Below are 25,106 nucleotides of genomic sequence, written 5' to 3'. Positions count from 1 at the left end.
AGCGTTTTTCGTTGCTGAGGTGCTTAGCTAATCATACCACCCGCTAGCGGGTAATGTCCGACGTGATGTGTTGCGAGCTCAGAAAAACCAAGTACATTGGCTGTTTGTTTTTTATCGCTATTAAAGATAATTACATCTGCACTCATTAGCGGACGCGACGGATGGTCTTCCAGCACTTTGTAAACAACATAATCTTGTGAGTCGATGGCTATCAGTTTCAGAGTGTAGGTTAGTTCAGTTTGTGGGTTGGTCACAAGGGATACTAATGATAGCTCATTTGGTGTGTGTTCAAACTCGACCACCAGTAGTTTTTCGGTAAAATTAATCGCTAATTGATTTGTAGTGACTTTTCGTTTTGCTACTTGGTTAATTTTACTAATTGTGCCATTTATCGAATGTTCTGCAAGTGTGAGGATAACGTGCGTATTTTCCTCGATGACAGCAGGGATGACTTGGTCGTTAAAAATGGCAATTTTAAGTTGGCTTGATGCCAAGCTTTCGTCTTCTAATACCCGGATCATCGCTTTTTCTCCATTTTCGCTGAGGCTCAAATAACCAAATTCGAAGGTTTTCATGCGTGCGAAAGTAGGGGCGGTAACGATAAAGGTTTTAGTTATTTGAGTGTCTTTCCAATAATTAAATAAAGATGACTGGGCGAGGGCGATATCGGATTGTTCTAATTTTGTTTGGATTTCATCAAGGTGTGTTAAAAACTGCTTACGCTGCCATGTATTAATGCCCGCAAAATGCATTGCTATTAAATAAGTAATAAATAAACCGGCCTTTAAAAGCAAAGGCGATAGTTGTTGCACACTTGGCAGGTTTATTACAACCAGAGAAACCAACACCAAAACATGTGTAATATAAACAATTGCCGGAGTTGTTAAGTAAGGTTTGGCAAGGCGTACAATTCTTTGTTGGTTAGTATTGTTTGCTATTTCAGGGTAATGCTTGATTGAAAGGTACATAACTTCACCGTGTAGTTTGTTTATCACTTGCTAGTGCGGTTATCATAGCAACTTATTGAATTTTAGGCATAAAAAAAGCGCCAATGGCGCTTTTTCTCGATCAGACGGTTATTATAAACCAGCAGCGGCGCGAAGTGCGTCTGCTTTGTCTGTTTTTTCCCAGCTAAATGCTGTGAATGTATCTTCACCAACCGTCATTTCAAACGGTTCACGACCGAAGTGACCGTATGCTGCAGTCATTTGGTACATTGGGTGAAGTAGGTCTAGCATCTTAGTGATACCGTAAGGACGTAAGTCGAAGTGCTCACGTACTAGCTCAACTAATTTCTCTTCAGAGATTTTACCAGTACCGAATGTGTCGATAGTGATAGACGTTGGCTCAGCAACACCGATAGCGTAAGAAACTTGGATTTCACACTTATCAGCAAGACCAGCTGCAACAATGTTCTTAGCAACATAACGACCTGCGTATGCAGCAGAGCGGTCAACTTTTGATGGATCTTTACCAGAGAAAGCACCACCACCGTGACGAGCCATACCGCCGTAAGTATCTACAATGATTTTACGACCTGTAAGGCCACAGTCACCAACAGGGCCACCGATTACGAAACGGCCAGTTGGGTTAATGAAGTATTTAGTGTCTTCAGTTAAAAGCTCAGCTGGAAGCGTGTGCTTAATAATGTTTTCCATTACTGCGTCAACAAGTGCATCTTGCTCGATGTCTGGGTTGTGCTGAGTAGATAGTACAACTGCATCAATTGCAACAGGCTTACCGTCTTCATATACGAAGGTTACCTGAGATTTTGCATCAGGACGTAACCAAGGAAGAATACCTGATTTACGTGCTTGTGCTTGACGCTCTACAAGTAGGTGCGAGTAATAAAGTGGCGCAGGCATTAATGTTGGTGTTTCGTTAGTTGCGTAACCGAACATTAAACCTTGGTCACCAGCGCCTTGCTCTTCAGGCTTAGTACGGTCAACACCTTGTGCGATTTCAGGTGATTGTTGACCAATAAGGTTCATGATGCCACATGTGTCACCGTCAAAACCTACGTCAGATGATGTGTAACCGATATCTGTGATTACTTTACGTGTGATTGACTCAAGGTCTACCCACGCATCTGTTGAAATTTCACCAGAGATAATTGCAACACCTGTTTTAACCATTGTTTCACAGGCAACACGCGCATGCTTATCTTGTGTGATAATTGCGTCTAAAACCGCATCAGAAATTTGGTCAGCGATTTTATCCGGATGACCCTCAGATACTGACTCAGAAGTAAATAAAGTTCTTGCCATGGTATTTCTACTCACTCACAAAAAATGCGCGTTGCCACAAGGATTTGCGCAGGTTCAATTAAATGGTCGCGTATTCTACCGAATAACGACGCTGCAAACAATAACTTTACGCCTAGACGTCTAAAAAAAATTAAAAGTGAAATTTCTTCACCGTTACTAGGCTGTTTTGTGCATAAAGAAGCTAGATTATAGTCGGTTTTCCATTGCTCCGCGTGTGCTTATAGGTAAGAATAGAGCTGCGTGGGTACATTGACCAATAAGTACTTCCTATTGCCAGTGCTTATTGGTCAATGTATCCAAATTATGACAGCAAACAAATAATGAGGTAGGAAAATCCATGCCGTCACGTAAAGAACTAGCAAATGCTATTCGCGTTCTATCTATGGACGCTGTGCAACAGGCCAAGTCTGGCCACCCAGGTGCCCCTATGGGTATGGCAGACATTGCTGAAGTGCTATGGCGCGACTATTTAAACCATAATCCAGCAAACCCTGATTGGGCTGATCGCGACCGATTTATTCTGTCAAACGGTCACGGCTCAATGCTAATTTATTCTTTACTGCATTTATCTGGCTATGATCTTCCAATTGAGGAAATTAAAAACTTCCGTCAAATGCACTCTAAAACACCGGGTCACCCTGAATACGGTTATGCACCGGGTGTTGAAACAACCACAGGCCCATTAGGTCAAGGTATTACTAACGCGGTTGGTATGGCAGTTGCTGAAAAAGCACTTGCGCACCAGTTTAACCGTGAAGGTCACGATATTGTTGATCACTTTACTTACTGTTTCCTAGGCGATGGTTGCCTTATGGAAGGTATTTCACACGAAGCGTGTTCACTAGCAGGTACATTAGGCCTTGGTAAGCTAGTTGCGTTTTGGGATGACAACGGTATTTCAATCGACGGTGAAGTAGAAGGTTGGTTCACTGACGATACAGCAGCACGTTTTGAATCTTACGGTTGGCATGTTGTGCGTAATGTAGATGGTCACGATAGCGAAGCCATTCGCGCGGCAATCGATGAAGCACGTGCAGAAACGGGCAAGCCAACATTAATCTGTTGTAAAACAGTAATCGGTTACGGTTCACCAAACAAATCAGGTAGCCACGACTGTCACGGTGCACCATTAGGTGATGCTGAAATTGCAGCTGCACGTGAATTTTTAAACTGGGAGCACGGTGCTTTCGATATTCCAGTTGATATTTATGCTGATTGGAATGCAGTTGAAGCGGGTACCGCAAAAGAAGCGTCTTGGGCTGAAAAATTTGATGCGTATAAAGCAGCTTTCCCTGAACTAGCAGCAGAATTTGAACGTCGTCAAAAAGGTGACTTACCAGCAGATTGGGCTGAGAAGTCACAAGCCTATATTGAAGGCCTACAGGCAAACCCTGAAAACCCAGCAACACGTAAAGCATCACAAAATGCACTTAATGCGTTTGGCCCTATCTTACCTGAGTTTATGGGTGGTTCTGCTGACCTTGCAGGTTCAAACCTGACACTTTGGGAAGGTTCAAAAGGCTTAACAGCAAATGACGCATCAGGTAACTACATCTTCTACGGTGTACGTGAATTTGGTATGTCGGCAATTATGAATGGTATTGCGCTGCATAAAGGCTTTATTCCTTACGGTGCGACGTTCTTAATGTTTATGGAATACGCGCGTAACGCAGTACGTATGGCGGCGCTTATGAAGCAGCCTTCAATCTTTGTGTATACGCACGATTCAATCGGTTTAGGCGAAGATGGTCCTACGCACCAACCAGTTGAACAGCTAGCAAGCATGCGTTTAACGCCTAACTTAGTTAACTGGCGCCCATGTGACCAAGTTGAGTCTGCAATTGCATGGCAAGACGCAATTGAGCGTAAAGACGGTCCAACATCACTCGTATTTACCCGCCAAGGCTTACAACAACAAGCACGTACTGCTGAGCAATTAGCTAATGTACGTAAAGGTGGTTATGTATTAAGCTGTGATGGCGCGCCTGAGATTATTCTTATTGCAACAGGTTCTGAAGTTGAACTTTCTATGCAAGCAGCAGCTGAACTTCGCGCTCAAGGTAAAAAAGTACGTGTTGTTTCTATGCCTTCAACTGATTTATTTGACGCACAAGATGCGGCTTATAAAGAATCAGTACTACCAAGTGCAGTAACTAAACGTATCGCGGTAGAAGCGGGCATTGAAGATTACTGGTACAAATACGTTGGTTTAAATGGTGCGGTTGTAGGTATGACAACATTTGGTGAATCTGCGCCTGCAAATGAACTATTTGAACACTTTGGCTTTACGGTAGAGAATATCGTAGCAAAAGCGAATCAACTCGCATAATTGCAAAAAAAGCTATAATAATCAAAAGCGATGCAAATGCATCGCTTTTTTGATCTAGCGCAATAGTTTTACCTTTGATAACGATTCTTAATTAAAAAAACTGATTTAGATCAAATTCCCCCCTGCCTTTATCTTGCTAAAATTTAACCAACTTTTGATAGGTATAATAACGAGGAAAGGGAAATGGTTACCTCTGAACGAAATGCTCCTGAACTTGTTTGCGGTTCAGATCCCGTACAAGCTAATATTACCTCCTTTGCACAGCGCGCACATGAAAAAGCGCTTACTGAACAATTAATTGAACAGAAAAAACTGCTTTTAGAAAAACAGCAGCAGTTTGAGCAATTGCAAAATGATCATGCCATGATTATTAAGCATGTGCAGTTAATTGAGCGTGAGTGGGAAAACTCAAACGCCATGCTTGAAACACTGATGGAACAGTTAACAGACGCAAAGAAAAAACCAAGTGTAGAAGTGACCGCTAAGCTTCAAGATCTTCAGCAACAAGTTGAAGAAGCGAATATGAGTAAATCGGTAATGAAGCATCACTGCCGTGAACTTAATGAGCGTAATGAAGAGCTAAATGCCCTGTTAAAAGAATCAATTCATAGCGTTGATGAACTTAAAACTAAGGCGCAGCAGCAAGGTGATGTAATCAATCAATTACGTGCTGAAAACGTAACGTTAAAGCAGCAAAACATTACCCAAGCTGAACGAATTAAACGCCAAGAAGGCCAATTAAGTGAAGCGCTTCACGGTTATTACAGTGATGTAATGAATAAAAACAAAAAGTTAAGCAAAAATCTGCCAAGATAAACTTTTTATTTGTTACCCAGCCCACAATGGCGCCTTTGGCGCCATTTTTTTATTGATTTTATATATTATGTATACGTAATATATGTAAAGCATATAATCAAACAGTGTGTTGCTATGGGTATCGTTAAAATTTCTGACCAATTACATGATGAAATTCGTCATGCTAGCACCGTGATGGTGCGTTCAATCAACTCTCAAGCCGAGTTTTGGATAAAAGTAGGGCGCCTTGCAGAGCGGAATCCTAATTTAACCTTTGCTGAAATAATGGAGCAAGAGTTACTGCGTCAATGTGATCAGCAAGGTGAGTGCAATGAGTGAAATCATTATTAAAAATCAAACGGAAATTGATTTTATGCGTACTTCCGGCCAATTACTGGCAGACGTATTTTCTGCACTCGATACGTTTATCGCAGTCGGCCAGTCAACGCTAGAAATTAATAATTTTGTTGAAGACTATATTACCAATACGTTAAATGCGCGCCCTGCGAGTAAAGGTCAGTACGGTTTTGCATTTGTGCTTAACCCGTCAATTAATGAAGTGGTTTGTCACGGTGTGCCAAGTAGCACGCAAAAACTAAAAAATGGCGATATTATCAACATCGATATTACCTTAGAGAAAAATGGTTTTATCGCAGATAGCAGTAAAATGTATTGTATCGGTGAAGTATCGCCGCTTGCGAAACGTTTGGTTGAAACGACTTACGAAGCACTTTGGCTGGCCATTAAACAAGTGAAACCAGGCGCTAAATTAGGTGATATTGGTGCGGTAATTCAACATCATGCTGAGCAACACGGATACTCTGTAGTGCGAGAGTTTTGCGGTCATGGTATCGGTAGACAAATGCACGAGGCGCCTGAAGTACTGCATTTTGGCAAAAAGGATACTGGTGTAACGCTACAAGAAGGCATGACATTTACTATTGAACCAATGATTAACCAAGGTACCGCGAAAACTAAAACCAAACGAGACGGTTGGACAGTAGTAACCCGCGATAAAAAGCTATCAGCACAATGGGAGCACACTATTTTAGTCACAAAAGATGGCTTTGAAGTATTAACATTGCGTCAAGAAGAAAAAGAGTTGGTTTTGAAAAACTAAATCTAGGTCTTTAATTTAAGAAAATTTTAAAAGCGTAAATTAGGCTTTTTTGTGTTTTTTATAGCGCGTGTTGAGCGATTAATTGTCGTAATAAATTTAGGGAAACCGGTGTCATTTTTAACAGACAAATTAAAATCACATTTTTCTAAAAATCTTCATGAAACTTGCGAAATTACTGGATCCCTTGATTTACCTAGTAAGTAACCGGTGTCATTATCTTTACTAATCGAAGAATAAAATTTTTTCACTATCGTATTCAAATTCTTTGCTTTAGAATACCCGCCATCAACCCTCTCACCAACTGTGAAAGTGCTCGGCACTGTTAGGAAAAACAACTTAATGGCAATCAAAATTGCAATTAATGGTTTTGGTCGAATCGGACGAAATATCGTAAGAGCTTTATATGAAGCTGGTCGTACTAACGACATTCAAATTGTCGCGATCAATGAATTAGCAGACGCTAAAGGCATCGCGCATTTATTAAAATACGACACTTCTCATGGTCGTTTTAAATTTCCTGTGCAATTACAGCAAGATGCCATCACCGTAAATGGTGATTTAATTCAGTTATTCGCCGAAGAAAACCCAAGTGAATTGCCTTGGGGTTTATTAGATGTCGACGTGGTGCTTGAATGTACTGGTGTCTATCACTCTCGCGAACATGCTGAATTGCATTTAAATGCCGGCGCTAAAAAGGTGTTGTTCTCGCAACCTGCCGATGCCGATATGGATGCCACCATTGTTTTTGGTATTAATGACAATGAATTAAAAGCTGAGCACACTATCGTCTCTAACGGTTCATGTACTACTAACTGTATTGTGCCAGTGATTAAAGTACTTGATGACGCATTTGGTATTGAGTCAGGTGCAATTACTACCATTCACGCATCAATGCATGACCAGCAAGTAATTGATGCCTATCACAGTGATCTTCGTCGTACGCGAGCTGCGAGTCAATCGATTATTCCAGTTGATACAAAATTAGCACGTGGTATCGAGCGCATTCTGCCTAAGTTTAAAAGCCGTTTTGAAGCCATAGCCGTGCGCGTTCCTACCATCAATGTTACCGCTATGGATTTAAGTGTCACACTTAATACCGATGTAACAATTGAAACGGTTAATAAAGTACTTTCAGATGCAGAGCATCAACACTTAGCCGGTATTATCAGTTATACCGAAGAACCACTGGTATCGGTTGATTTTAATCACGATAGTCATTCGTCGATTATCGATGGTACGCAAACCCGTGTAAGCCACAAGCGCTTAGTAAAAATCTTAGCTTGGTGCGATAACGAATGGGGTTTTGCCAACCGTATGCTAGATACTGCCGAAGCGATGGCATTAAAAAGTTAGATTTAGATAACCGTGAGTTTGCCAACAAATTTGCGGTTTTTTTATGTTAAAGGAGAGCTCAAATGTCTGTCATTAAAATGGCTGATTTAGATTTACAAGGTAAGCGCGTGCTTATTCGTGAAGACCTAAACGTTCCAGTAAAAGACGGTAAAGTAACCAGTGATGCGCGTATTCGTGCGTCGTTACCAACCATTAAATTAGCCTTAGAAAAAGGCGCAAAAGTAATGGTTATGTCGCATTTAGGTCGCCCTACAGAAGGCGAATACGATGAAGCATTCTCAATGCAGCCGGTTGTTAACTATTTAAATGACGTATTAGAGCAAACTGTTCGCCTAGAAAAAGACTACCTTGATGGTGTTGACGTTCAAGACAACGAAGTGGTTGTATTTGAAAACGTACGTTTTAATAAAGGCGAGAAAAAAGACGACGAAGCTTTAGCTAAAAAATTAGCTGCACTGTGTGATGTGTATGTAATGGATGCGTTTGGTACAGCGCACCGCGCACAAGCATCTACTCACGGTGTTGGTTTATACGCTGATGTTGCCTGTGCAGGTCCTTTACTTGCGGCTGAACTTGATGCACTTGGTAAAGCACTTGATAACCCAGCGCGCCCACTTGTAGCGATTGTTGGTGGTTCAAAAGTTTCAACGAAACTGACTGTACTTGAGTCGCTTTCAAGTGTTGTTGATCAGTTAGTTTGTGGTGGTGGTATTGCAAATACCTTTATCGCAGCTGCGGGTAATAACGTTGGTAAATCACTTTATGAAGCTGATTTAATTGATGAAGCAAACAAGTTAACTAACGCAGCAAAAGCAGCGGGTGGCGATATTCCAGTACCAACTGATGTAGTAGTGGGTAAAGAGTTTTCAGAAACAGCTGTAGCAACATTAAAGTCAGTTGCAGATGTTGATTCAGACGACATGATTTTTGATATTGGCCCAGATTCAGCGAAGGCACTTGCTGAGATTATCAAAAATGCAGGTACGGTTGTATGGAACGGCCCGGTAGGTGTATTTGAATTTGACCAATTTGGTGAAGGTACCAAAGCACTTGCACATGCGATTGCAGAGTCAAATGCATTCTCAATTGCTGGTGGCGGTGACACCCTTGCAGCAATTGATAAATATGAAGTAGCAGACAAAATTTCATACATTTCAACAGGTGGTGGCGCTTTCTTAGAATTCTTAGAAGGCAAGCAGTTACCAGCTGTAGCAATGTTAGAAGCGCGCGCGAAATAATTTGTGCACGCTATACTTAGGTTAATTGAATAGAATCTAAGTAACTGAATAAAAAGCCAAGTAATCATATCTCTCTCAAAATCAGTGATTACTTGGCAATAAACAAATCTATCCGTTCAAACTCGATGGCGTTAGGTGCCATCAAAAATTGGAGAAAGCAAAATGGCTTTAATCAGTATGCGTCAGCTATTAGACCATGCGGCAGAAAATGGTTATGGTGTTCCAGCGTTTAATGTGAATAACCAAGAGCAAATGCGTGCAATTATGGAAGCAGCAGACAAGACAAACAGTCCTGTTATCGTTCAAGGTTCAGCAGGTGCGCGTGCATACGCCGGTGCGCCGTTTATCCGCCATATGATTTTAGCGGCAATTGAAGAATGGCCTCACATTCCAGTAGTTATGCACCAAGATCACGGTACATCACCAGCAGTTTGCCAACGCTCAATCCAATTAGGCTTTTCATCAGTAATGATGGACGGCTCACTACTTGAAGATGGTAAAACCCCTTCAAGCTATGAATACAACGTTGATGTAACACGTCGCACCGTTGAAATGGCGCACGCGTGTGGTGTTTCAGTTGAGGGTGAGCTAGGTGTACTTGGTTCATTAGAAACGGGTGAAGCAGGCGAAGAAGATGGTATTGGTGCAGAAGGTAAGCTAACTGAAGACCAACTATTAACTGATCCTGAAGAAGCAGCTGACTTTGTTAAGCAAACAGGTGTAGATGCACTTGCGATTGCATGTGGTACTTCACACGGTGCTTATAAGTTTACACGTCCACCAACGGGTGACATTCTTGCAATTAACCGCATTAAAGAAATTCACGCGCGTATTCCAAATACTCACTTAGTAATGCACGGTTCGTCATCAGTACCACAAGAGTGGCTTGCTGTGATCAACGAGTTTGGTGGTGAGATCCCTGAAACTTACGGTGTGCCAGTTGAGCAGATCGTTGAAGGTATTAAGCACGGTGTTCGTAAAGTAAATATCGATACCGACTTACGTTTAGCATCAACCGGTGCAATTCGTCGTCACCTAGCGCATAACCCTGCAAACTTTGACCCGCGTAAGTTTTTAGCGGAAGCAACGAAAGCAATGACTGAAATCTGTGTTGCACGTTACGAAGCGTTTGGTACTGCTGGTCAAGCGGCTAAAATCAAACCAATTTCACTTGATGCGATGCATGAAAAATACCTTGCTGGTGAGTTAAACCAACAAGTTAAATAACATCAAGTTATACAACTTCCTTTAACAAGCAAAGCGTTTATATAGCTCATATAAACGCTTTTTTTGTGTCGAATGCTTTGGTGTGAGCGTGAGTAATTTAAATTCATGTTATTGAGTTAACCTTCATTCACCCTATCAAAATAGTGCTTTAACAGGCCAGTCTTCTAACATTTACTTTATTTATAACCGGTTTGTGAGCTGGCTTATTTCGGCGAAAATAAATGAGATTAATAGTATGTCTGGGATTATGATCATTTAGGATTGTGGGATCAAATTCTTACTAACACGATCGTAATTTGATTGGCTGGGATCACGATCCTACCAACTAAAGTGCTGATTTAGGGCTGATCAGATTAAAAATTATGGCTAACTTATTGAAATTCGATCTATTTCTGAGGTGATCTTAGTAAGTTTTTGATCTCAGACAGTCATATCGTGGTAGATCTTGGTACAAAGATGATCCTATTGGTAAAATATTGATCTGCGATAATTGCCATACCCGTGAAATGTACTAAAGTAATTATTAAATAAGAAAATCTGTTTGATCTTAAGTGTATAATAATTAAAGCGTAATGCTCTAGTTAAACTCTGCTTTGAGGAAATTACCATGATTAAAAAACTCTTGCTAGCAAGTGGTATAGGTTTAGTGCTTCTTCCGTTAGATGCATTTGCCGAAACAGATGCTCAAGTATACGGACGTGCCCACCTAGGCTTACGCTACGTTGATATCGATAATCAAGAGAGCGAGACCGAAGTTGACTCATATGCATCACGTTTTGGCATTAAAGCAAAGCATGGTATTTCAGATGATCTTAGCGTATTAACTAAGCTTGAGTGGGAAGTTAATATTTCAGAGCAAGATGGCGCAAATGGCAGTGATGATAATATTAAATCACGGGATCAATACTTAGGTCTAAAAAGTAAAACCTTTGGTCAGATCTTAATTGGTCGAAAAGACACGGCGCTGAAAAAGTCGCAAAACAAGCTTGATATGATGAATGACTTCGTTGGCGATATTAAACACCTTGCCACTGGCGAAAACCGTTTGGGCGATATGGTAAATTATCAATCACCCAAATTTGGTCAATTACAGTTTGAACTAACCTACATAGCGGAAGAAAACAGCAAACAAAGCGATGGGGCTGGGGTGTCGGCTGCTATCGGTTATGGTGATAAAGCACTTAAGAAAACGCCGTTTTATGTCGCATATGCGCATGATGAGGATGTTGCCGGCTACAATATAGATCGCGTATCAGCACAAGGTAAACTTGGTGATTTTACAATTAACGGTATGTACCAAAATAGTGAAAAAGTGTCATCGGGCGATGATGGTGATACGTTCGTTGTAAGTGCTTCTTATAAAATCGAAAATTATAAAATTTTAGTACAGTACCAAGATGATGAAACAGGCTTTGGTAAATTAAAAGACAGTGGCTCGGCTAGTTCAGTAGGTGTTGAGCGCAAATTAGGTAAGCAGGCAAAGGCTTATATTTGGTACACCCAGCGTGATCTGGACAATAGCGATGATGAAGGACATTTGGCCGTTACCTTACGTTATGATTTTTAAATGATATAAAAACGTGACAATTTAGTTAATTTTATAAGCCCCTTTTAGGGGCTTTTTAGTTTAATTTTAAAGCGCCAATTTCGTTTTATCTTATTGAATTTAAATTGTTTTATATAATTGTGTAAGTTAGGTTAAAGTAACACTACAAATAGACAACAGTTTATTTATGATCTTTTTATGTTTATATTCATAAAAGTGTCACACTTTACTTTGATAATGAAGTCAGTTGATAACTTAGAGATTTAATTCATGTCGCGTAAGATACTAGTGGTTGATGACGAAGCACCAATTCGTGAAATGTTGGTATTCGTACTTGAACAAAATGGATTTCAGGCTATTGAAGCCCAAGATTATGATTCTGCAATGGATGCGCTAGTTGAGCCTTATCCAGATATGATTCTACTGGACTGGATGCTGCCTGGCACAAGTGGTGTTCAAATCGCTAAAAAAATTAAAAATAGTGATTATACCCGCCATATCCCAATTATTATGCTAACCGCTCGTGGTGAAGAAGAAGACAAGATCAAAGGCCTAGAAGTAGGCGCTGATGACTATGTCACTAAACCGTTTTCACCGAAAGAGTTAATGGCACGCATTAAAGCGGTATTCCGTCGCGTATCACCTACATCGCTCGAAGAAGCAATTGAAGTACATGGGTTACGCCTAGATCCTATTTCGCATCGTGTAACATCTGCAGGTAACGAATTGGATATGGGACCAACTGAATTTAAATTACTTCATTTCTTTATGACGCACCCAGAACGTGTTTACAGCCGTGAACAACTGCTTGATAATGTTTGGGGTACAAATGTTTACGTAGAAGATCGCACGGTTGATGTACATATTCGTCGTCTACGTAAAGCGATTGCACCTATGGGTCATGATAAATTAGTACAAACCGTACGTGGTGCAGGTTATCGTTTTTCGAGCAAAATTTAATTTCTAAGAGAAGTCTATGCTGCGAATTGTGAGTAAGCGGGAATTAGTTAAACGCCTTTTTGTTTACTTTATTCCGCTCACGTTAATAGGAGTCCTGTTAGGGGCTCCTTTTTTACTTTTATGGCTAGGTACATTTTCACTATTAGTGTGGAATTATCGACAGCTATTTAGATTAAGCGATTGGCTTACAGAACAACGCAAATATTACCCACCAGAAGGTGAGGGTGTTTGGGAGCAGGTATTTGAAGGCATTTATCGCCTGCAACAGCGCAATCGTAGAAAACGCAACGAGCTTGCTGATGTTATTCGTCGTTTTCGTGAAGGTGCAGAAGCCGTTCCCGATGGCGTATTAGTATTGCAAGATGATCTGGCGATCGTTTGGTGTAACAAAGAATCGATCGCTTTATTAGGATTACAGTGGCCGCTCGATCATGGTCAGCGACTTGATAACCTAATTCGTCGTCCAGATTTTATTAAATACATGCGTGCAAAAGAATACTTTGAGCCATTAGAGCTGCAATCACCGATTGATCCACACAGTGTATTAGAAGTGAGGGTAACGCCTTATGCAGCATCACAGTTAATGATGGTGGTGCGCGATGTGACGTTAATCAAACAACTCGAAGAAATGCGCCGAGATTTTATTGCTAATGTGTCGCATGAGCTGCGCACGCCGTTAACAGTAATGTCGGGCTATCTCGAAATGTTTGATCCAGATATGGCGCCGCCACCTTCAATGTGGGGCAAAGCGCAACAAACTATGCTGGATCAATGTAAGCGCATGGCAAGCTTAGTAGAGCAGTTACTTGCGCTGGCACGCATCGAAAATTCTGATAAGCCAGACTTCGAGGAGGAAGTAGATGTAGCAGATATGCTCACTGCGATTTACCGCGAGGCGGAACAATTAAACCAAGAGAAACAACACACAATTGTGCTGGATATGGATGAGTCATTAAATTTAATTGGCAAAGAGCAAGAGTTGCGCAGCGCCTTTTCAAATTTAGTATTTAATGCCGTTCGTTACACCCCAGCTCATGGTGAAATAAACATTAGTTGGCATAAAACCGATAAGGGCGCTGAGTTCCGTGTAGAAGACAACGGCGATGGTATTGCTGGCGAGCATATTCATCGATTAACTGAACGCTTCTACCGTGTTGATCAGGCACGCTCTCGCGATACTGGTGGTTCGGGTTTAGGTTTGGCGATCACTAAACATGTATTAAGTCGTCATGATTCTCACTTAAATATTTCATCAAAATTGGGCGAAGGTTCAACATTTAGTTTTTCTTTTTCTAACGAACGTATAAAAAACAAAGTGTTAGAAGTTTAATCTGAATAAATTAGTGTGTTAATAAATTTGTCATATTTTAGTCATTTTAATGTCATGGAAAAGGCTAAAAATAGTCGCATCATCAAAACGGGATAATCAATTGGAGTTACCCAATGAAACTTAAAAACTTAGTGGCTACTATGGGCCTAACTGTTACAGCAATGCTTGCTGGTAACGCGATTGCAGTAGATAACAAATTAGCAGATTATGAAAAAACAACAGGTATTTCTGGTAATTTCTCGTCTACAGGCTCAGACACATTAGCAAACATGATGACCTTTTGGGCAGAAGAGTATAAGCGTCAGTACCCTAACGTAAATATTCAAATTCAAGCTGCTGGTTCATCAACTGCGCCACCGGCACTAACAGAAGGTACATCAAACTTCGGTCCAATGAGCCGTAAGATGAAGTCGAAAGAAATCGAAGCGTTTGAAAAGAAATTCGGTTATAAGCCAACTGAAGTACGTGTTGCTATCGATGCACTAGCTGTATTTGTACACAAAGATAACCCAGTTAAAGGCTTAACAATTAAAGAAGTGGATTCTGTATTCTCATCAACACGTAAGTGTGGTGCAGATAAAGAAGCGACACGTTGGAGCGATGTAGGCTTAGAAGGTTCTTGGGCTGGTAAAGACATCCAATTATACGGCCGTAACTCAGTGTCTGGTACTTATGGTTACTTCAAGAAAAAAGCACTGTGTAAAGGTGACTTTAAAAACAACGTAAATGAGCAACCAGGTTCTGCATCAGTAGTACAGTCAATCTCATCTTCATTAAATGCGATTGGTTACTCAGGCATTGGTTATAAAACATCAGGTGTTCGTACTGTTCCACTAGCGAAGAAAGGTACTAACTACGTTGATGCAACGTTAGAAAACGTAGCAACAGGTAAATACCCGCTATCTCGTTTCCTATACGTTTACGTGAACAAGCACCCTAACAAGCCGCTTTCACCAATCGAAGCTGAGTTCCTTAAGATGGTACTTTCTAAAGATGGTCAAAAGATTGTTGAAAAAGACGGTTATGTACCACTTACTTCAGGTATGGCTAACAAAGAACTTAAGAAGCTAGGCCTTCTATAAGTTAATCGGTTAAGTCATAAAAAAAGCCGCTAATTAGCGGCTTTTTTGTATTTAAAATTATATATTTTTAGTTAATAAATTCAGGGCCTACTTGTGCTTTACAAGCATTGTGTTCGTCAACGCATTTACGCATGCATACGCCGTTGGTCATGCTTTCGTTTAAGCTTGAATTACTACAAGAAGACTCGCACTGAAAGTTTTGCTGTGCACAGCGATTAAGCCCTTCTTTTTGCTCTTGTGTTAAGTTTTGAGAGCTACATGCAGCCAACAAACCTACTAACGCGATAGTGATTAACTGTTTCATTATCCTTAATCCTTATTATTTTTGAATTGAGTATAGAACTGCTTGGTTCTAGGCTGTCGTTACTTGTAAGTTATCAATTAAACGTACATTTGACAAAAATGCAGCAACAAGAATAACTAAATTAGTATCATTCTTAGTGGCTAACTCTAAGGTTTTTGCATTACAAATATTAAAGTAATCAAGTGTAAAGCCGTACTTTTCAATTGCTAACTTAGCTTGCTCTGTAATCTTATCTAAATTTAACTCGTTTGCTTTAAGCGCCGTTTCAGCGTCACGCATAATCTGATACAGCGCACTTGCTTGTTGCTTTTCATCATCCGATAAATAGCCATTACGCGAGCTCATGGCGAGACCAGAGTCTTCACGCTTGGTCGCAACGCCGATAATTTCAATCGGCATCGATAAGTCTTCAACCATGGTTCTAATAACCGCAAGTTGTTGAAAATCTTTTTCGCCAAAACAGGCAATATCAGGTTGAACAAGGTTAAAGAGTTTATTAACAATTGTCGCTACGCCACGAAAGTGACCAGGGCGGCTGGCTCCACAGTGGCCTTCAGATACTCCTGGCACATCGATATAACTTTGTGCGTCTAGCCCTTTGGGGTAGATGGTTTCAACGGTTGGTGTAAACAGTAAATCAGCACCGTGCTCAATCAGGCCATTTTGATCGTTTTGTAAAGTACGCGGGTACTTGTCGAGATCTTCATTTTTGCCAAATTGCATTGGGTTAACAAAAATACTAACAACCACTTTATCGGCGATTTGTTTAGCTTTATCAACCAGTGAAAAATGACCCGCATGCAGATTGCCCATCGTTGGCACAAATGCCACTGTTAGACCTTGCTGTTTCCAGCTTTTGATTTTACTGCGTAACTGAGAAACGTTAGAAACCGTTTGCATAAAAGTAACTACTTAACACTTAAATTAATTGAATTCATGCTCAGAGCCAGGGAACTGACCACTTTGCACATCATCGATGTACTTTTTAACTGCTGCTGGCATGTTGCCTGTTTCCAGTAAAAAGTTTTTTGAAAACTTAGGGATATAGCCCGCAGAAATACCAACAAGGTCATGCATAACTAGAATTTGACCATCGGTTTCTTTGCCTGCGCCAATACCAATCGTTGGAATTGAAATTGCGTCGGTAATGGCTTTAGCCAGTTCTGAAGGAATACATTCCAGTACTAACAATTGGGCGCCTGCGGCTTCAAGCGCTTTGGCGTCGTTAATCATTTTCTCTGCGGCTTCGTTAGTGCGACCTTGAATTTTAAAACCACCAAATACATGTACTGATTGCGGTGTTAATCCTAAATGACCACATACAGGAATGCCTTGTTGTGTTAACAACTCAATTGCTGGGTAAAGCCACTCACCGCCTTCAAGTTTAACCATATTTGCCCCAGCACGCATAAGCTCAGCCGCGTTGTTACACGCATCAGCTGGGCTCGAATAGGTCATAAAGGGCAAATCAGCGATGACAAAGGTATCTTTAGCACCTGCGCGCACACAGCGTGTGTGGTAGGCAATATCTTGATTAGTGACTGCCAAGGTGTCGTTGCCACCTTGCAGTACCATGCCCATTGAGTCGCCCACTAATAAAACGTGAACACCTTGCTCTTCGAAGAGGCCTGAGAAGCTTGCATCATATGCGGTTAAAGCGGCAATTTTCTCGCCTTCTTGTTTCATTTTTTTAAGTTTTGAAACGGTAATTTTAGCCATAAATCCCTCGATTATTTGCCGTTATTAACTTGCTGCAATAATGCTCAAGCTATTTTTATCTATTGTTTTTATTAAATCTGCTAAGTTTGTACCACAAGGTAGTGCAAGATCCGGTGCAATTTCATGCATTGGATAAAGAACAAACTCACGCACTTTCATGCCGTAATGTGGCACAGTTAGGCGTTCATTATCAAGTTGTTGGTTTTTGTATAAAATAATGTCGATGTCGAGCGTGCGTGGTCCCCAGCGATCGGCTTTGCGTACGCGACCAAAATCGAGCTCGATTTGTTGTGTAATATCAAGGAGCTCAAGCGGCGATAGCGCTGTATCAATGGCAACAACTGAATTGACATAGTCAGGTTGGTCTTGCGGTCCCATGGGCTTACTGCCATAGAGTGAAGAGCTTGCAACAAGGGAAATACTAGGGTGTGCGGCTAATGCCTGTGTGGCATTTCGTAATTGCTCTAATGGGGCGTTTAAATTAGCCCCTAAGCCTAAGTAAACCAAAGAATTTACGTGATTAGTCATGGCGTTTTGCGTTATTACTTTTTGCTTTGCGTGGTCTGCGGCGACGGTAATTGCCACCACTTTTAGCGCCTTTATTTAAATCGCTAACCATACGTTTTTGGCTGCCAGCATCTTGCTCTGTGTAGTTATCCCACCACTTTGCAAGCTCTGCCAGTTCTGGCTCAAATTGCGCGCGTAAACAGAAGAAATCTTTTGCGGCACGAAAACGCGGTTGCTGCGTTAAACGGAATGCGCGTTGACCGCCACGTTTATCAAAGCGGTGTTGCAATTGCCAAATCTCACGAGCGCCAATGGTGAAACGTTTTGGTACTGCAAGCGACTTTGCACTTTCAGATAAAATTTGATTCATCGCCATATTAAATGCATTAAATGGTGTTTCGCCCTGCGCTGTAATGCGGTTGGCTAAGCTTTGTAATGGGTACCATAAAAATGCTGCGATTAAATAGGCCGGGGTTACTTTTTTGCCTGCATTAATGCGTTTGTCGGTATTTTTCAATACTTGCGTAACAAGCTGATACTCAGTGCCGTCTGGGTGCTTGTTCAGTAATTTATCAAGTGCAGGAAATAAATAAGTAAATAACCCGTACTGACGCAGTAAGTGGAAGTTAGCTTCTGCTTTACCGTTTAAGAATAGCTTTAACATCTCTTCAAATAAACGGGCTGCTGGAATATTACCAAGCAGCGACGCCAACTGAAACATCGGTTTTTCTGTCGCTGGCGCAATGGTCATATCCAGTTTTGTGGCAAAGCGTACCGCTCGCAGCATACGTACCGGATCTTCACGGTAGCGCGTTTCAGGATCGCCAATCAGTTCGATACGGCGATTTTTAATCGCTTCCATACCACCGGCAAAATCATGAATACTGAAATCGTTAATCGAGTAGTACAACGCGTTGATTGAAAAGTCACGGCGCTCTGCATCTTCGTCGATAGTGCCGTAAACGTTGTCACGTAGTAATTGTCCTTGCTCGCTTGCTTGGCTTTTATTTTTTTCGCCCTGTTCTTCATCACTGTGATGGCCTCGCATGGTTGCCACTTCAATGATCTCTCTGCCAAACATGATATGCGCTAAGCGAAAGCGGCGACCGATTAAACGACAATTGCGAAACTGCTTTTTAATCTGCTCGGGTGTAGCATTGGTAACTACATCAAAGTCTTTCGGTTCTAGGCCAAGTAAAATATCGCGAATACAGCCGCCAACTAAATAGGCGTCGTAGCCAGCATCTTTAAGACGATACAGTACTTTTAAGGCATTTGGGCTAAGTTGTTTACGCGATACCACATGATTTTCGCGGGTAACGACAAGCGGTTTAGAAAAACTCGCAACGCTTTGCGGCTGTTGACCTTGTTCTGATCCAGATAAAATACCTCGACAGATTTTTACAAGCTTAGAAATAATGGGACGGCTCCAGAATTCATACAGGGAAAATTAACCGCGTAATAATATACTAATCACCCAGTTAATGCCATGGCTAGCACGCTTGTGTGGGCTGATATTTAGCCATAATTTAGTGTAAAGATTGCACTAAATTAAAGCGGCTTGAAGGTAAAACTGGTTTCGTTAGTAATAAGTTGAATTTCATCATTGGCAGGTACGTTTTTTCGTTGCCATGCCGTTATTGCCCATTGAATAATTTCATCGACACTGGCATCTAATAGTGTTTTATTGGTATTGACGCCGAGAAATTTAAGCGCAGCAACAAGTGTTTGCTGTGGTTTATCCATATCAATCGCCGCTGCATAGTTTTGTTTTGATAACTTAAACCCGGGCTCTGCTACAGCTAAGGGAAGGTGACCAAATTGTGGCACAGGTGCGTCTAGTTGCTTAAATAAACTGATTTGTCGTACGGTAGGGAATAGTAAATCAGCACCGCGCACAATATGAGAAATTTTTTGTGCTATGTCGTCTAACACTACTACTAGTTGATAGGCAAATAAGCCATCACGGCGTTTAATAATGTAGTCTTCTTCTGAAAACACAGATTCAACGTTGATTTCGCCTTTAAAAAGATCACTAAATTGATAGGTTGGTATGGTTTGTTTTAGTCTCAGCGCTTGGCTATCAAATGTAAGCTGTAAGTCACGGCAATGGCCGTTGTAAAACCCACCGTGTTGCTTAATTTGTTTACGTGTGCATTGGCAGGCATAGACTAAGTCTTTGCTGATCAGTTGTTCAAGTACTGTTTGATAATGCGCTAAACAAGCGCTTTGATAGCGAACTGATTCGTCCCAATGTAGGCCGTAGTTTTCAAGTGTTTTTAAGATTAAGGTGTCGCTACCGCTGACTACGCGTGGTGTATCGATGTCTTCGATACGAACAAGCCAACTACCGTTATGTGCTTTGGCGTCAAGATAACTGCCGAGTGCGGCTACGAGCGAGCCAAAGTGCAATGGCCCAGAAGGAGAGGGGGCAAACCGGCCACGGTATGCCCCAAAATCTGATGTGTTTGCCAACATTTAAGCCAAATTAACGGCCTGATTGTTTTTCTTTGATTTCAGAAAGTGTTTTACAATCAATACATTGATCAGCTGTTGGGCGAGCCTCTAAACGACGAATACCGATTTCGATGCCACAGGTAACACAATAGCCAAAATCTTCATCTTCGATTAGTTGTAATGTTTTCTCAATCTTTTTAATTAGTTTACGTTCGCGGTCACGCGTACGTAATTCTAATGCAAACTCTTCTTCTTGTGCTGCACGGTCAACTGGATCAGGGAAGTTTGCTGCTTCATCCTGCATATGGTTTTTTGTGCGATCTACTTCTTCACGTAAGTTGTTACGCCATGTCTCAAGAATGGTTTTAAAGTGCGCAAGTTGTGCGTCACTCATGTATTCTTCGCCAGGTTTTTCTGTATACGGCGCTAGGCCTGCTTGAGCCAGTAAACTCAAATTATTTTGTGATGGCATAACTGTCTCCTAATTCTTCTATGAATAGAGTCCCAATAAAAGTCGGCGGCTATAAATAGCAGAATAAAAAATTAAGTGCAATTAATTTTTACCAATAAAAAAATTTAGACAAGCCTAATTAACAATAATTTATGCGGTAAAACGTTTGAACTCGTTAACTATTCACTGCAGCGCGACAAAGGGAATGGTTTTATCTATTACAATTTGTTCCGAGCTTATGTTGGTGCGATAACATAAAATTTCAACCCCTGCAGCTAGTGCTTTTTTAATTTCAATTGCATAATTGGCGTCAATATGGGCAGCAGGTGCCACAGACTTAATGCCAGTGTGTTGAATTAAAAAGAATAATACCGCTCGATGGCCTTGTTGCTTCATTGTCACTAATTCGCGCAAATGTTTGCTGCCTCGGGTTGTGACCGCATCGGGAAAGTAACCTTTACCGTTTTCTTCTAACAAGGTGACCGATTTTACTTCGATATAACACGCTGGCTTTTCGGCATCACTCAATAAAATATCAATGCGACTGTTTTCATCGCCATATTTCACTTCTTGTTTTAGGGTATCGTAATTTAATAATTCAGGTATTTGTTGCTTAGCTATCGCCTCGGCAACCACATGGTTGGCCATGCTGGTATTAACGCAGATCAGATCTCCCGCTAGATTTTGTGTCAGTTCGAGCGAATGAGGGTATTTACGCTTGGTATTACTAGATGTTGAATAATACGCAGTAAAGCCAGAATCGGCGCAGCCAGTCATACGCCCGGTGTTCGCACAGTGAATGGTTAATTCTCCTTGGCTGGTTTCGATATCGACTAAAAAACGTTTGTATCGTTTTATAAGCTTGGCTTGTTGCAGCTTTGATTGAAATTGCATGGCTTTAATCGCAAATTATTGGGCTATGTATGTGACTAGTGTACACTGGGGTCACGCAATTATGTGAACACACGAGAGAAAAAAATATGTCAGATCTGTTCAAAGTTCAGTTATCTCAAGATGCCGCAGCGGCGCATTGGGGTGAAAAAGCCTTACTCTCTTTTTCTAATGACGGTGCGACCGTTCATTTACAGCAAGAAGAAACCCTTAAAAACGTACAAAAAGCAGGTCGTGCACTTGCTAATCAAGGCATTAAAACAATCGTTTTAGAAGGTGAAACTTGGTGTACAGAAAGTCAGTGGGCGCTTTATCAAGGCTTTGTGACAGCTAAAAACCTAGATGCAGTTACATTTGCAGAAAACAGCCAATCATCACTTGATGAATTAGCGGCGTTAAAGCGTGCTGCAATTTGGCAACGTCAGATGATTAACGGTACTGCAGAAGATGTTTATCCAGAAAGCCTTGCTGAAAAAGCGGCTGAATTTATCGGTTCAATGGCACCAGAGCACGTAAGCTACGACATTATTAAAGGCGATGCATTATTAGAGCAACAGTGGATTGGTATTCACTCTGTTGGCCGTGGTAGTGAGCGCCCGCCAGTGTTATTAACACTCGATTACAACCCAACAGGTGATGAAAATGCACCAGTAGCAGCTGCGCTTGTAGGTAAAGGCATTACATTCGATTCAGGTGGTTACTCAATTAAGCCAAGTGAAGGCATGTTAACCATGAAGTGTGATATGGGTGGTGCGGCGACGGTTACTTCTGGTCTTGCTCTGGCAATTAGCCGTGGTTTAGATGTGCGCGTTAAGTTATTCCTATGCTGTGCAGAGAACCTAATCTCAGGTAATGCATACAAGTTAGGTGATATTCTTACGTACAAAAATGGTACTACAGTAGAAATCGTAAATACTGACGCGGAAGGTCGCTTAGTACTTGCTGACGGCCTAATGGCGGCTGGCGAAACAGGCGCACCATTAATTATTGATGCGGCAACCTTAACTGGTGCAGCGCTTATGGCGGTAGGTCAAGAATACAATGCGTTGTTTGGTTTAGATAAAGAGCTAGTGCGTGAAGTTGAAAACTTTGCTAGCGACGAGTTTGAAGCTGCATGGGCATTACCCCTTGAGAAGTTCCACCAGTTTAACTGTCCATCACCATACGCAGATACGGCAAACAGCCGTGCGCAGAAAGGCGGTGGTTTTGGCGGTGCATCAAATGCTGCTGGTTTCTTATCTCGTTTTGTGCCAAATGACGGTAAAGGTTGGGTGCATATCGACCTTGCTGCAAGTTTCCAAAACTCTGCGGGTAGCCAGTGGGCTGCAGGTGCAACCACTTGGGGTATGCGTACCGTTGCTCGCACATTGCTTGAAAAAGCATAATAAAAATAAGCATTAAAAAGCCTGCTGTGTGCAGGCTTTTTATTAACGTTTGTTAAAGTTTAGACGCTTTAACTCTTTCTCACTTGGTGTTTTATCATTAAACCTAACGAGGGTTAACGCAACGTAAAGACCAAGCAGCATGAAAGCAAATATCCACCACATATTAGGTACCTCTGTTTATTTGCTTCATCCCTAAAGTATGATTTTTGGTTAAATTTACCAAAAGTATTTCCATACGTTTTTATGTATATTTTCAAAAGCTCTTTTTCGAAAGCTCAATATTTAACCTAGCAGTTTGTGATACCAATTCTGTTAAGTATGTGATCAGAGGTAGCGCTGGATAAATGAAATGATAACAAGGCGGAATTTTTCTAATGTAGCTGTTCTACATTGATAAATTCAAACGCAGTTAGCATGATATTTAACCCGCTAGAATGATCGGCTATTTAAGTGAATTGGTATGATATATTTTAAAAGGCTTAAGACATGCTATTTTGATATAAAGCAAGCTATTTCGTTAAATATAAGCTATTATGCACACCTTTTTTATACCCCAATAATCTCAGGAGCACATCATGTCAGATAAGGTTTTTATTACCGCCGAGCAGCTTTTGCAAGACTCATTTAAACTCGCAGCACAGGTTTTTGATGATGGTTTTCGCCCTGACTATATTGTGGGCATTTGGCGTGGTGGTGCACCAATCGGTATTGCTGTACAAGAATACTATGACTTTAAAGGTGTAGACACAGATCATATTGCGGTACGTACATCGTCTTATTATGGTATTGGTAAGCAATCAAAAGATATTAAAGTACACGGCTTACATTACATCATCGAAAACGCTAATGCATCTGACAGCTTATTAATTGTTGATGATGTATTTGATTCAGGTCGCAGTATTTTTGCACTAAAAGAAAAATTAAAAGAACTGATGCGCTTAAATTTGCCACAAGATATTCGCGTGGCTTGTCCTTACTATAAGCCAAAAAATAACAAAACACCGATTGAACCTGATTACTATATTCATGATTCAGACGAGTGGTTAGTTTTCCCACATGAGCTTTCAGGTTTAACACCAGATGAAATTGCAAATGGCAAAACTGATTTAAAAGAAATTAGCCATTTATTTATTGATAATAAGTAATCACTAGGGCCTGTTGACCTTTCAAGTTTGTTTTTGCAGCAGTTTGATTGGGTTTTATACAAGGCAGAGGCTGCGTGGCATAGTTATTCTATGTGAGTCAGCCGATAACACAGTAGAAAAGCCAATCAAGCGCTGCCGAACGGTTCTTTTGAGTGCACTTTTCTCATTGTTGCTCGATATTCGCTTAGATTGCTAGGCCACACATCGAGCGCCGCGATAAAAGCACGCTCAAAGAGAACAAAAATGGAACAGCAAAGATCAACAGGCCCTAAATAAATAGCATTAAAAAAGGTCGCAATTGCGACCTTTTTTGTTATTGCAAGAATAGTTTAACGACTTGCAAAGCTATCAATAAAGTCTTCGAGTTTATCTTCATCAAGTGGCTTTAAGCCTTGCTCTGTGCGCTGCACTAAGCCTTGTTCTACTAAATCACTTACCACGCGACGGTATGCACGTTCTGTTGTGGCAAAACGCTCTGCTTCAGCACTTACTTTAGGGTAAGGTTTTAACATCGTCACGGTTTCATCTTGGTAACGGGCTAAGCAGTCTTTGGCAATATTAAAACTAAGTGGTAACAGCAGCTTGTTTAAGTTTATTTGTTGGTTTTCAATAAACTTTTCAGCAATGCTTTTCGCGGTGTAGAGCGCTAATTCTGGCTTTTCTTGTAATAATTCACGCCAGTACTTTAACTCAATCAAGTTATAGGTTACTTCACTTTGACAGGTCATGGAATAAATACAAGGTCTGTCATTAAGCGCTTCAACTTCACCCACTAAAGTATTTTGGCAGTCAAGTTGCCCTAGCAATAAGCGCCTACCGTTACCTACGTCGTAACTAAATGAAATTGTACCACTACGTACTAAAATTAATTTACTTAATGGTTTGCCTTGCTCGGCAAGTAACTTACCTTTTTTTAAGGTATAGCTGTTGCCTGCGTACGACAGTAACTCATCAACTAGAGTTTTTGAAAAGTGGTAATCGAACATAAAGTCTCGCTTGT

At 41.0% G+C, this 25,106-nt stretch carries 24 protein-coding genes; 13 read left to right on the top strand and 11 right to left on the bottom strand.

Translation table 11 applies throughout. From position 1 onward, the window contains the following. Nucleotides 1-23: 23 nt before the first annotated feature. Both ACHSBP_RS21025 and metK read right to left on the bottom strand, forming a co-directional pair. Nucleotides 24-968, bottom strand: coding sequence for a hypothetical protein (locus ACHSBP_RS21025; protein WP_010561007.1), 945 nt, complete (start codon nt 966-968; stop codon nt 24-26). A 111-nt stretch (nt 969-1,079) separates the two neighbouring features. Then, nucleotides 1,080-2,267 (bottom strand): methionine adenosyltransferase, encoded by a 1,188-nt coding sequence (metK, locus tag ACHSBP_RS21020; RefSeq protein WP_010561006.1) that lies wholly within the window; start codon nt 2,265-2,267, stop codon nt 1,080-1,082. A gap of 337 nt (nt 2,268-2,604) precedes the next feature. Between metK and tkt the strand changes: the two genes are divergently transcribed. The 11 genes from tkt (at nt 2,605) to ACHSBP_RS20965 (ending at nt 15,247) form a co-directional block, all read left to right on the top strand. Beyond that, nucleotides 2,605-4,596, top strand: a complete 1,992-nt coding sequence (gene tkt, locus ACHSBP_RS21015) for a transketolase (RefSeq protein WP_395390335.1) — start codon at nt 2,605-2,607, stop codon at nt 4,594-4,596. A gap of 183 nt (nt 4,597-4,779) precedes the next feature. Next, nucleotides 4,780-5,412, top strand: a complete 633-nt coding sequence (locus tag ACHSBP_RS21010) for a hypothetical protein (RefSeq protein ID WP_010561004.1) — start codon at nt 4,780-4,782, stop codon at nt 5,410-5,412. A 114-nt stretch (nt 5,413-5,526) separates the two neighbouring features. Beyond that, nucleotides 5,527-5,730, top strand: a complete 204-nt coding sequence (locus ACHSBP_RS21005; protein ID WP_010561003.1) for a ParD-like family protein — start codon at nt 5,527-5,529, stop codon at nt 5,728-5,730. Beyond that, nucleotides 5,723-6,511 (top strand): type I methionyl aminopeptidase, encoded by a 789-nt coding sequence (gene map, locus ACHSBP_RS21000; RefSeq protein ID WP_010561002.1) that lies wholly within the window; start codon nt 5,723-5,725, stop codon nt 6,509-6,511. The genes ACHSBP_RS21005 and map overlap by 8 nt, the downstream gene beginning before the upstream one ends. A 339-nt stretch (nt 6,512-6,850) precedes the next feature. Beyond that, on the top strand, nt 6,851-7,864 hold the full coding sequence (epd, locus tag ACHSBP_RS20995; protein WP_010561001.1) for an erythrose-4-phosphate dehydrogenase: 1,014 nt from the start codon (nt 6,851-6,853) through the stop codon (nt 7,862-7,864). Between the two features lie 62 nt (nt 7,865-7,926). Then, the gene (locus ACHSBP_RS20990; RefSeq protein ID WP_010561000.1) at nt 7,927-9,102 is read left to right on the top strand and encodes a phosphoglycerate kinase; all 1,176 of its coding nucleotides are present in this window, start codon (nt 7,927-7,929) and stop codon (nt 9,100-9,102) included. A 162-nt stretch (nt 9,103-9,264) separates the two neighbouring features. Beyond that, nucleotides 9,265-10,329, top strand: a complete 1,065-nt coding sequence (gene fba, locus ACHSBP_RS20985; RefSeq protein WP_010560999.1) for a class II fructose-bisphosphate aldolase — start codon at nt 9,265-9,267, stop codon at nt 10,327-10,329. Between the two features lie 607 nt (nt 10,330-10,936). Further along, nucleotides 10,937-11,896 carry a porin gene (locus ACHSBP_RS20980; protein ID WP_010560998.1) on the top strand — a complete coding sequence of 320 codons (960 nt, stop codon included), beginning with the start codon at nt 10,937-10,939 and terminating at the stop codon, nt 11,894-11,896. A gap of 249 nt (nt 11,897-12,145) precedes the next feature. Further along, entirely contained in the window at nt 12,146-12,835 is a 690-nt protein-coding gene (gene phoB / locus ACHSBP_RS20975) for a phosphate regulon transcriptional regulator PhoB (protein WP_010560997.1), read from the top strand. 16 nt (nt 12,836-12,851) lie between these two features. Beyond that, complete coding sequence (gene phoR, locus ACHSBP_RS20970; protein ID WP_010560996.1) at nt 12,852-14,165, top strand: phosphate regulon sensor histidine kinase PhoR; 1,314 nt, start codon at nt 12,852-12,854, stop codon at nt 14,163-14,165. 113 nt (nt 14,166-14,278) lie between these two features. Next, entirely contained in the window at nt 14,279-15,247 is a 969-nt protein-coding gene (locus tag ACHSBP_RS20965) for a PstS family phosphate ABC transporter substrate-binding protein (RefSeq protein WP_010560995.1), read from the top strand. Nucleotides 15,248-15,314: 67 nt separating this feature from the next. Here ACHSBP_RS20965 and ACHSBP_RS20960 read toward each other — a convergent pair whose 3' ends face one another. From ACHSBP_RS20960 to sfsA, 8 genes are all read right to left on the bottom strand, one after another. Then, nucleotides 15,315-15,551, bottom strand: a complete 237-nt coding sequence (locus ACHSBP_RS20960) for a hypothetical protein (RefSeq protein ID WP_010560994.1) — start codon at nt 15,549-15,551, stop codon at nt 15,315-15,317. A gap of 48 nt (nt 15,552-15,599) precedes the next feature. After that, nucleotides 15,600-16,451 (bottom strand): pantoate--beta-alanine ligase, encoded by an 852-nt coding sequence (gene panC / locus ACHSBP_RS20955; RefSeq protein WP_010560993.1) that lies wholly within the window; start codon nt 16,449-16,451, stop codon nt 15,600-15,602. Between the two features lie 24 nt (nt 16,452-16,475). Next, nucleotides 16,476-17,270, bottom strand: a complete 795-nt coding sequence (gene panB, locus ACHSBP_RS20950; RefSeq protein ID WP_010560992.1) for a 3-methyl-2-oxobutanoate hydroxymethyltransferase — start codon at nt 17,268-17,270, stop codon at nt 16,476-16,478. 24 nt (nt 17,271-17,294) lie between these two features. Beyond that, the gene (gene folK, locus ACHSBP_RS20945) at nt 17,295-17,798 is read right to left on the bottom strand and encodes a 2-amino-4-hydroxy-6-hydroxymethyldihydropteridine diphosphokinase (RefSeq protein ID WP_010560991.1); all 504 of its coding nucleotides are present in this window, start codon (nt 17,796-17,798) and stop codon (nt 17,295-17,297) included. Beyond that, nucleotides 17,791-19,164 carry a polynucleotide adenylyltransferase PcnB gene (gene pcnB / locus ACHSBP_RS20940; protein ID WP_267890925.1) on the bottom strand — a complete coding sequence of 458 codons (1,374 nt, stop codon included), beginning with the start codon at nt 19,162-19,164 and terminating at the stop codon, nt 17,791-17,793. The genes folK and pcnB overlap by 8 nt, the downstream gene beginning before the upstream one ends. Before the next feature lie 164 nt (nt 19,165-19,328). Next, entirely contained in the window at nt 19,329-20,255 is a 927-nt protein-coding gene (gluQRS, locus tag ACHSBP_RS20935) for a tRNA glutamyl-Q(34) synthetase GluQRS (protein ID WP_395390334.1), read from the bottom strand. A gap of 10 nt (nt 20,256-20,265) precedes the next feature. Next, nucleotides 20,266-20,706 (bottom strand): RNA polymerase-binding protein DksA, encoded by a 441-nt coding sequence (dksA, locus tag ACHSBP_RS20930; RefSeq protein WP_010560988.1) that lies wholly within the window; start codon nt 20,704-20,706, stop codon nt 20,266-20,268. Nucleotides 20,707-20,868: 162 nt separating this feature from the next. Continuing rightward, on the bottom strand, nt 20,869-21,579 hold the full coding sequence (gene sfsA / locus ACHSBP_RS20925; RefSeq protein WP_010560987.1) for a DNA/RNA nuclease SfsA: 711 nt from the start codon (nt 21,577-21,579) through the stop codon (nt 20,869-20,871). Nucleotides 21,580-21,665: 86 nt separating this feature from the next. On the opposite strand from sfsA, the gene pepB reads away from it, so the two are divergent. Both pepB and ACHSBP_RS20915 read left to right on the top strand, forming a co-directional pair. After that, on the top strand, nt 21,666-22,961 hold the full coding sequence (pepB, locus tag ACHSBP_RS20920) for an aminopeptidase PepB (RefSeq protein WP_010560986.1): 1,296 nt from the start codon (nt 21,666-21,668) through the stop codon (nt 22,959-22,961). A 575-nt stretch (nt 22,962-23,536) separates the two neighbouring features. Next, nucleotides 23,537-24,106 carry a phosphoribosyltransferase gene (locus tag ACHSBP_RS20915; protein ID WP_010560985.1) on the top strand — a complete coding sequence of 190 codons (570 nt, stop codon included), beginning with the start codon at nt 23,537-23,539 and terminating at the stop codon, nt 24,104-24,106. 329 nt (nt 24,107-24,435) lie between these two features. On the opposite strand, the gene ACHSBP_RS20910 is transcribed toward ACHSBP_RS20915, so the two are convergent. Next, nucleotides 24,436-25,092 carry a Crp/Fnr family transcriptional regulator gene (locus tag ACHSBP_RS20910; RefSeq protein WP_010560984.1) on the bottom strand — a complete coding sequence of 219 codons (657 nt, stop codon included), beginning with the start codon at nt 25,090-25,092 and terminating at the stop codon, nt 24,436-24,438. Nucleotides 25,093-25,106: the final 14 nt, after the last annotated feature.

The organism is Pseudoalteromonas sp. XMcav1-K, assembly GCF_044005875.1.
Taxonomy (GTDB): Bacteria; Pseudomonadota; Gammaproteobacteria; order Enterobacterales; family Alteromonadaceae; genus Pseudoalteromonas; species Pseudoalteromonas spongiae.
The sequence above is the reverse complement of the archived record's forward strand: the minus strand, read 5'-3'. Positions and strand labels throughout refer to the sequence as shown.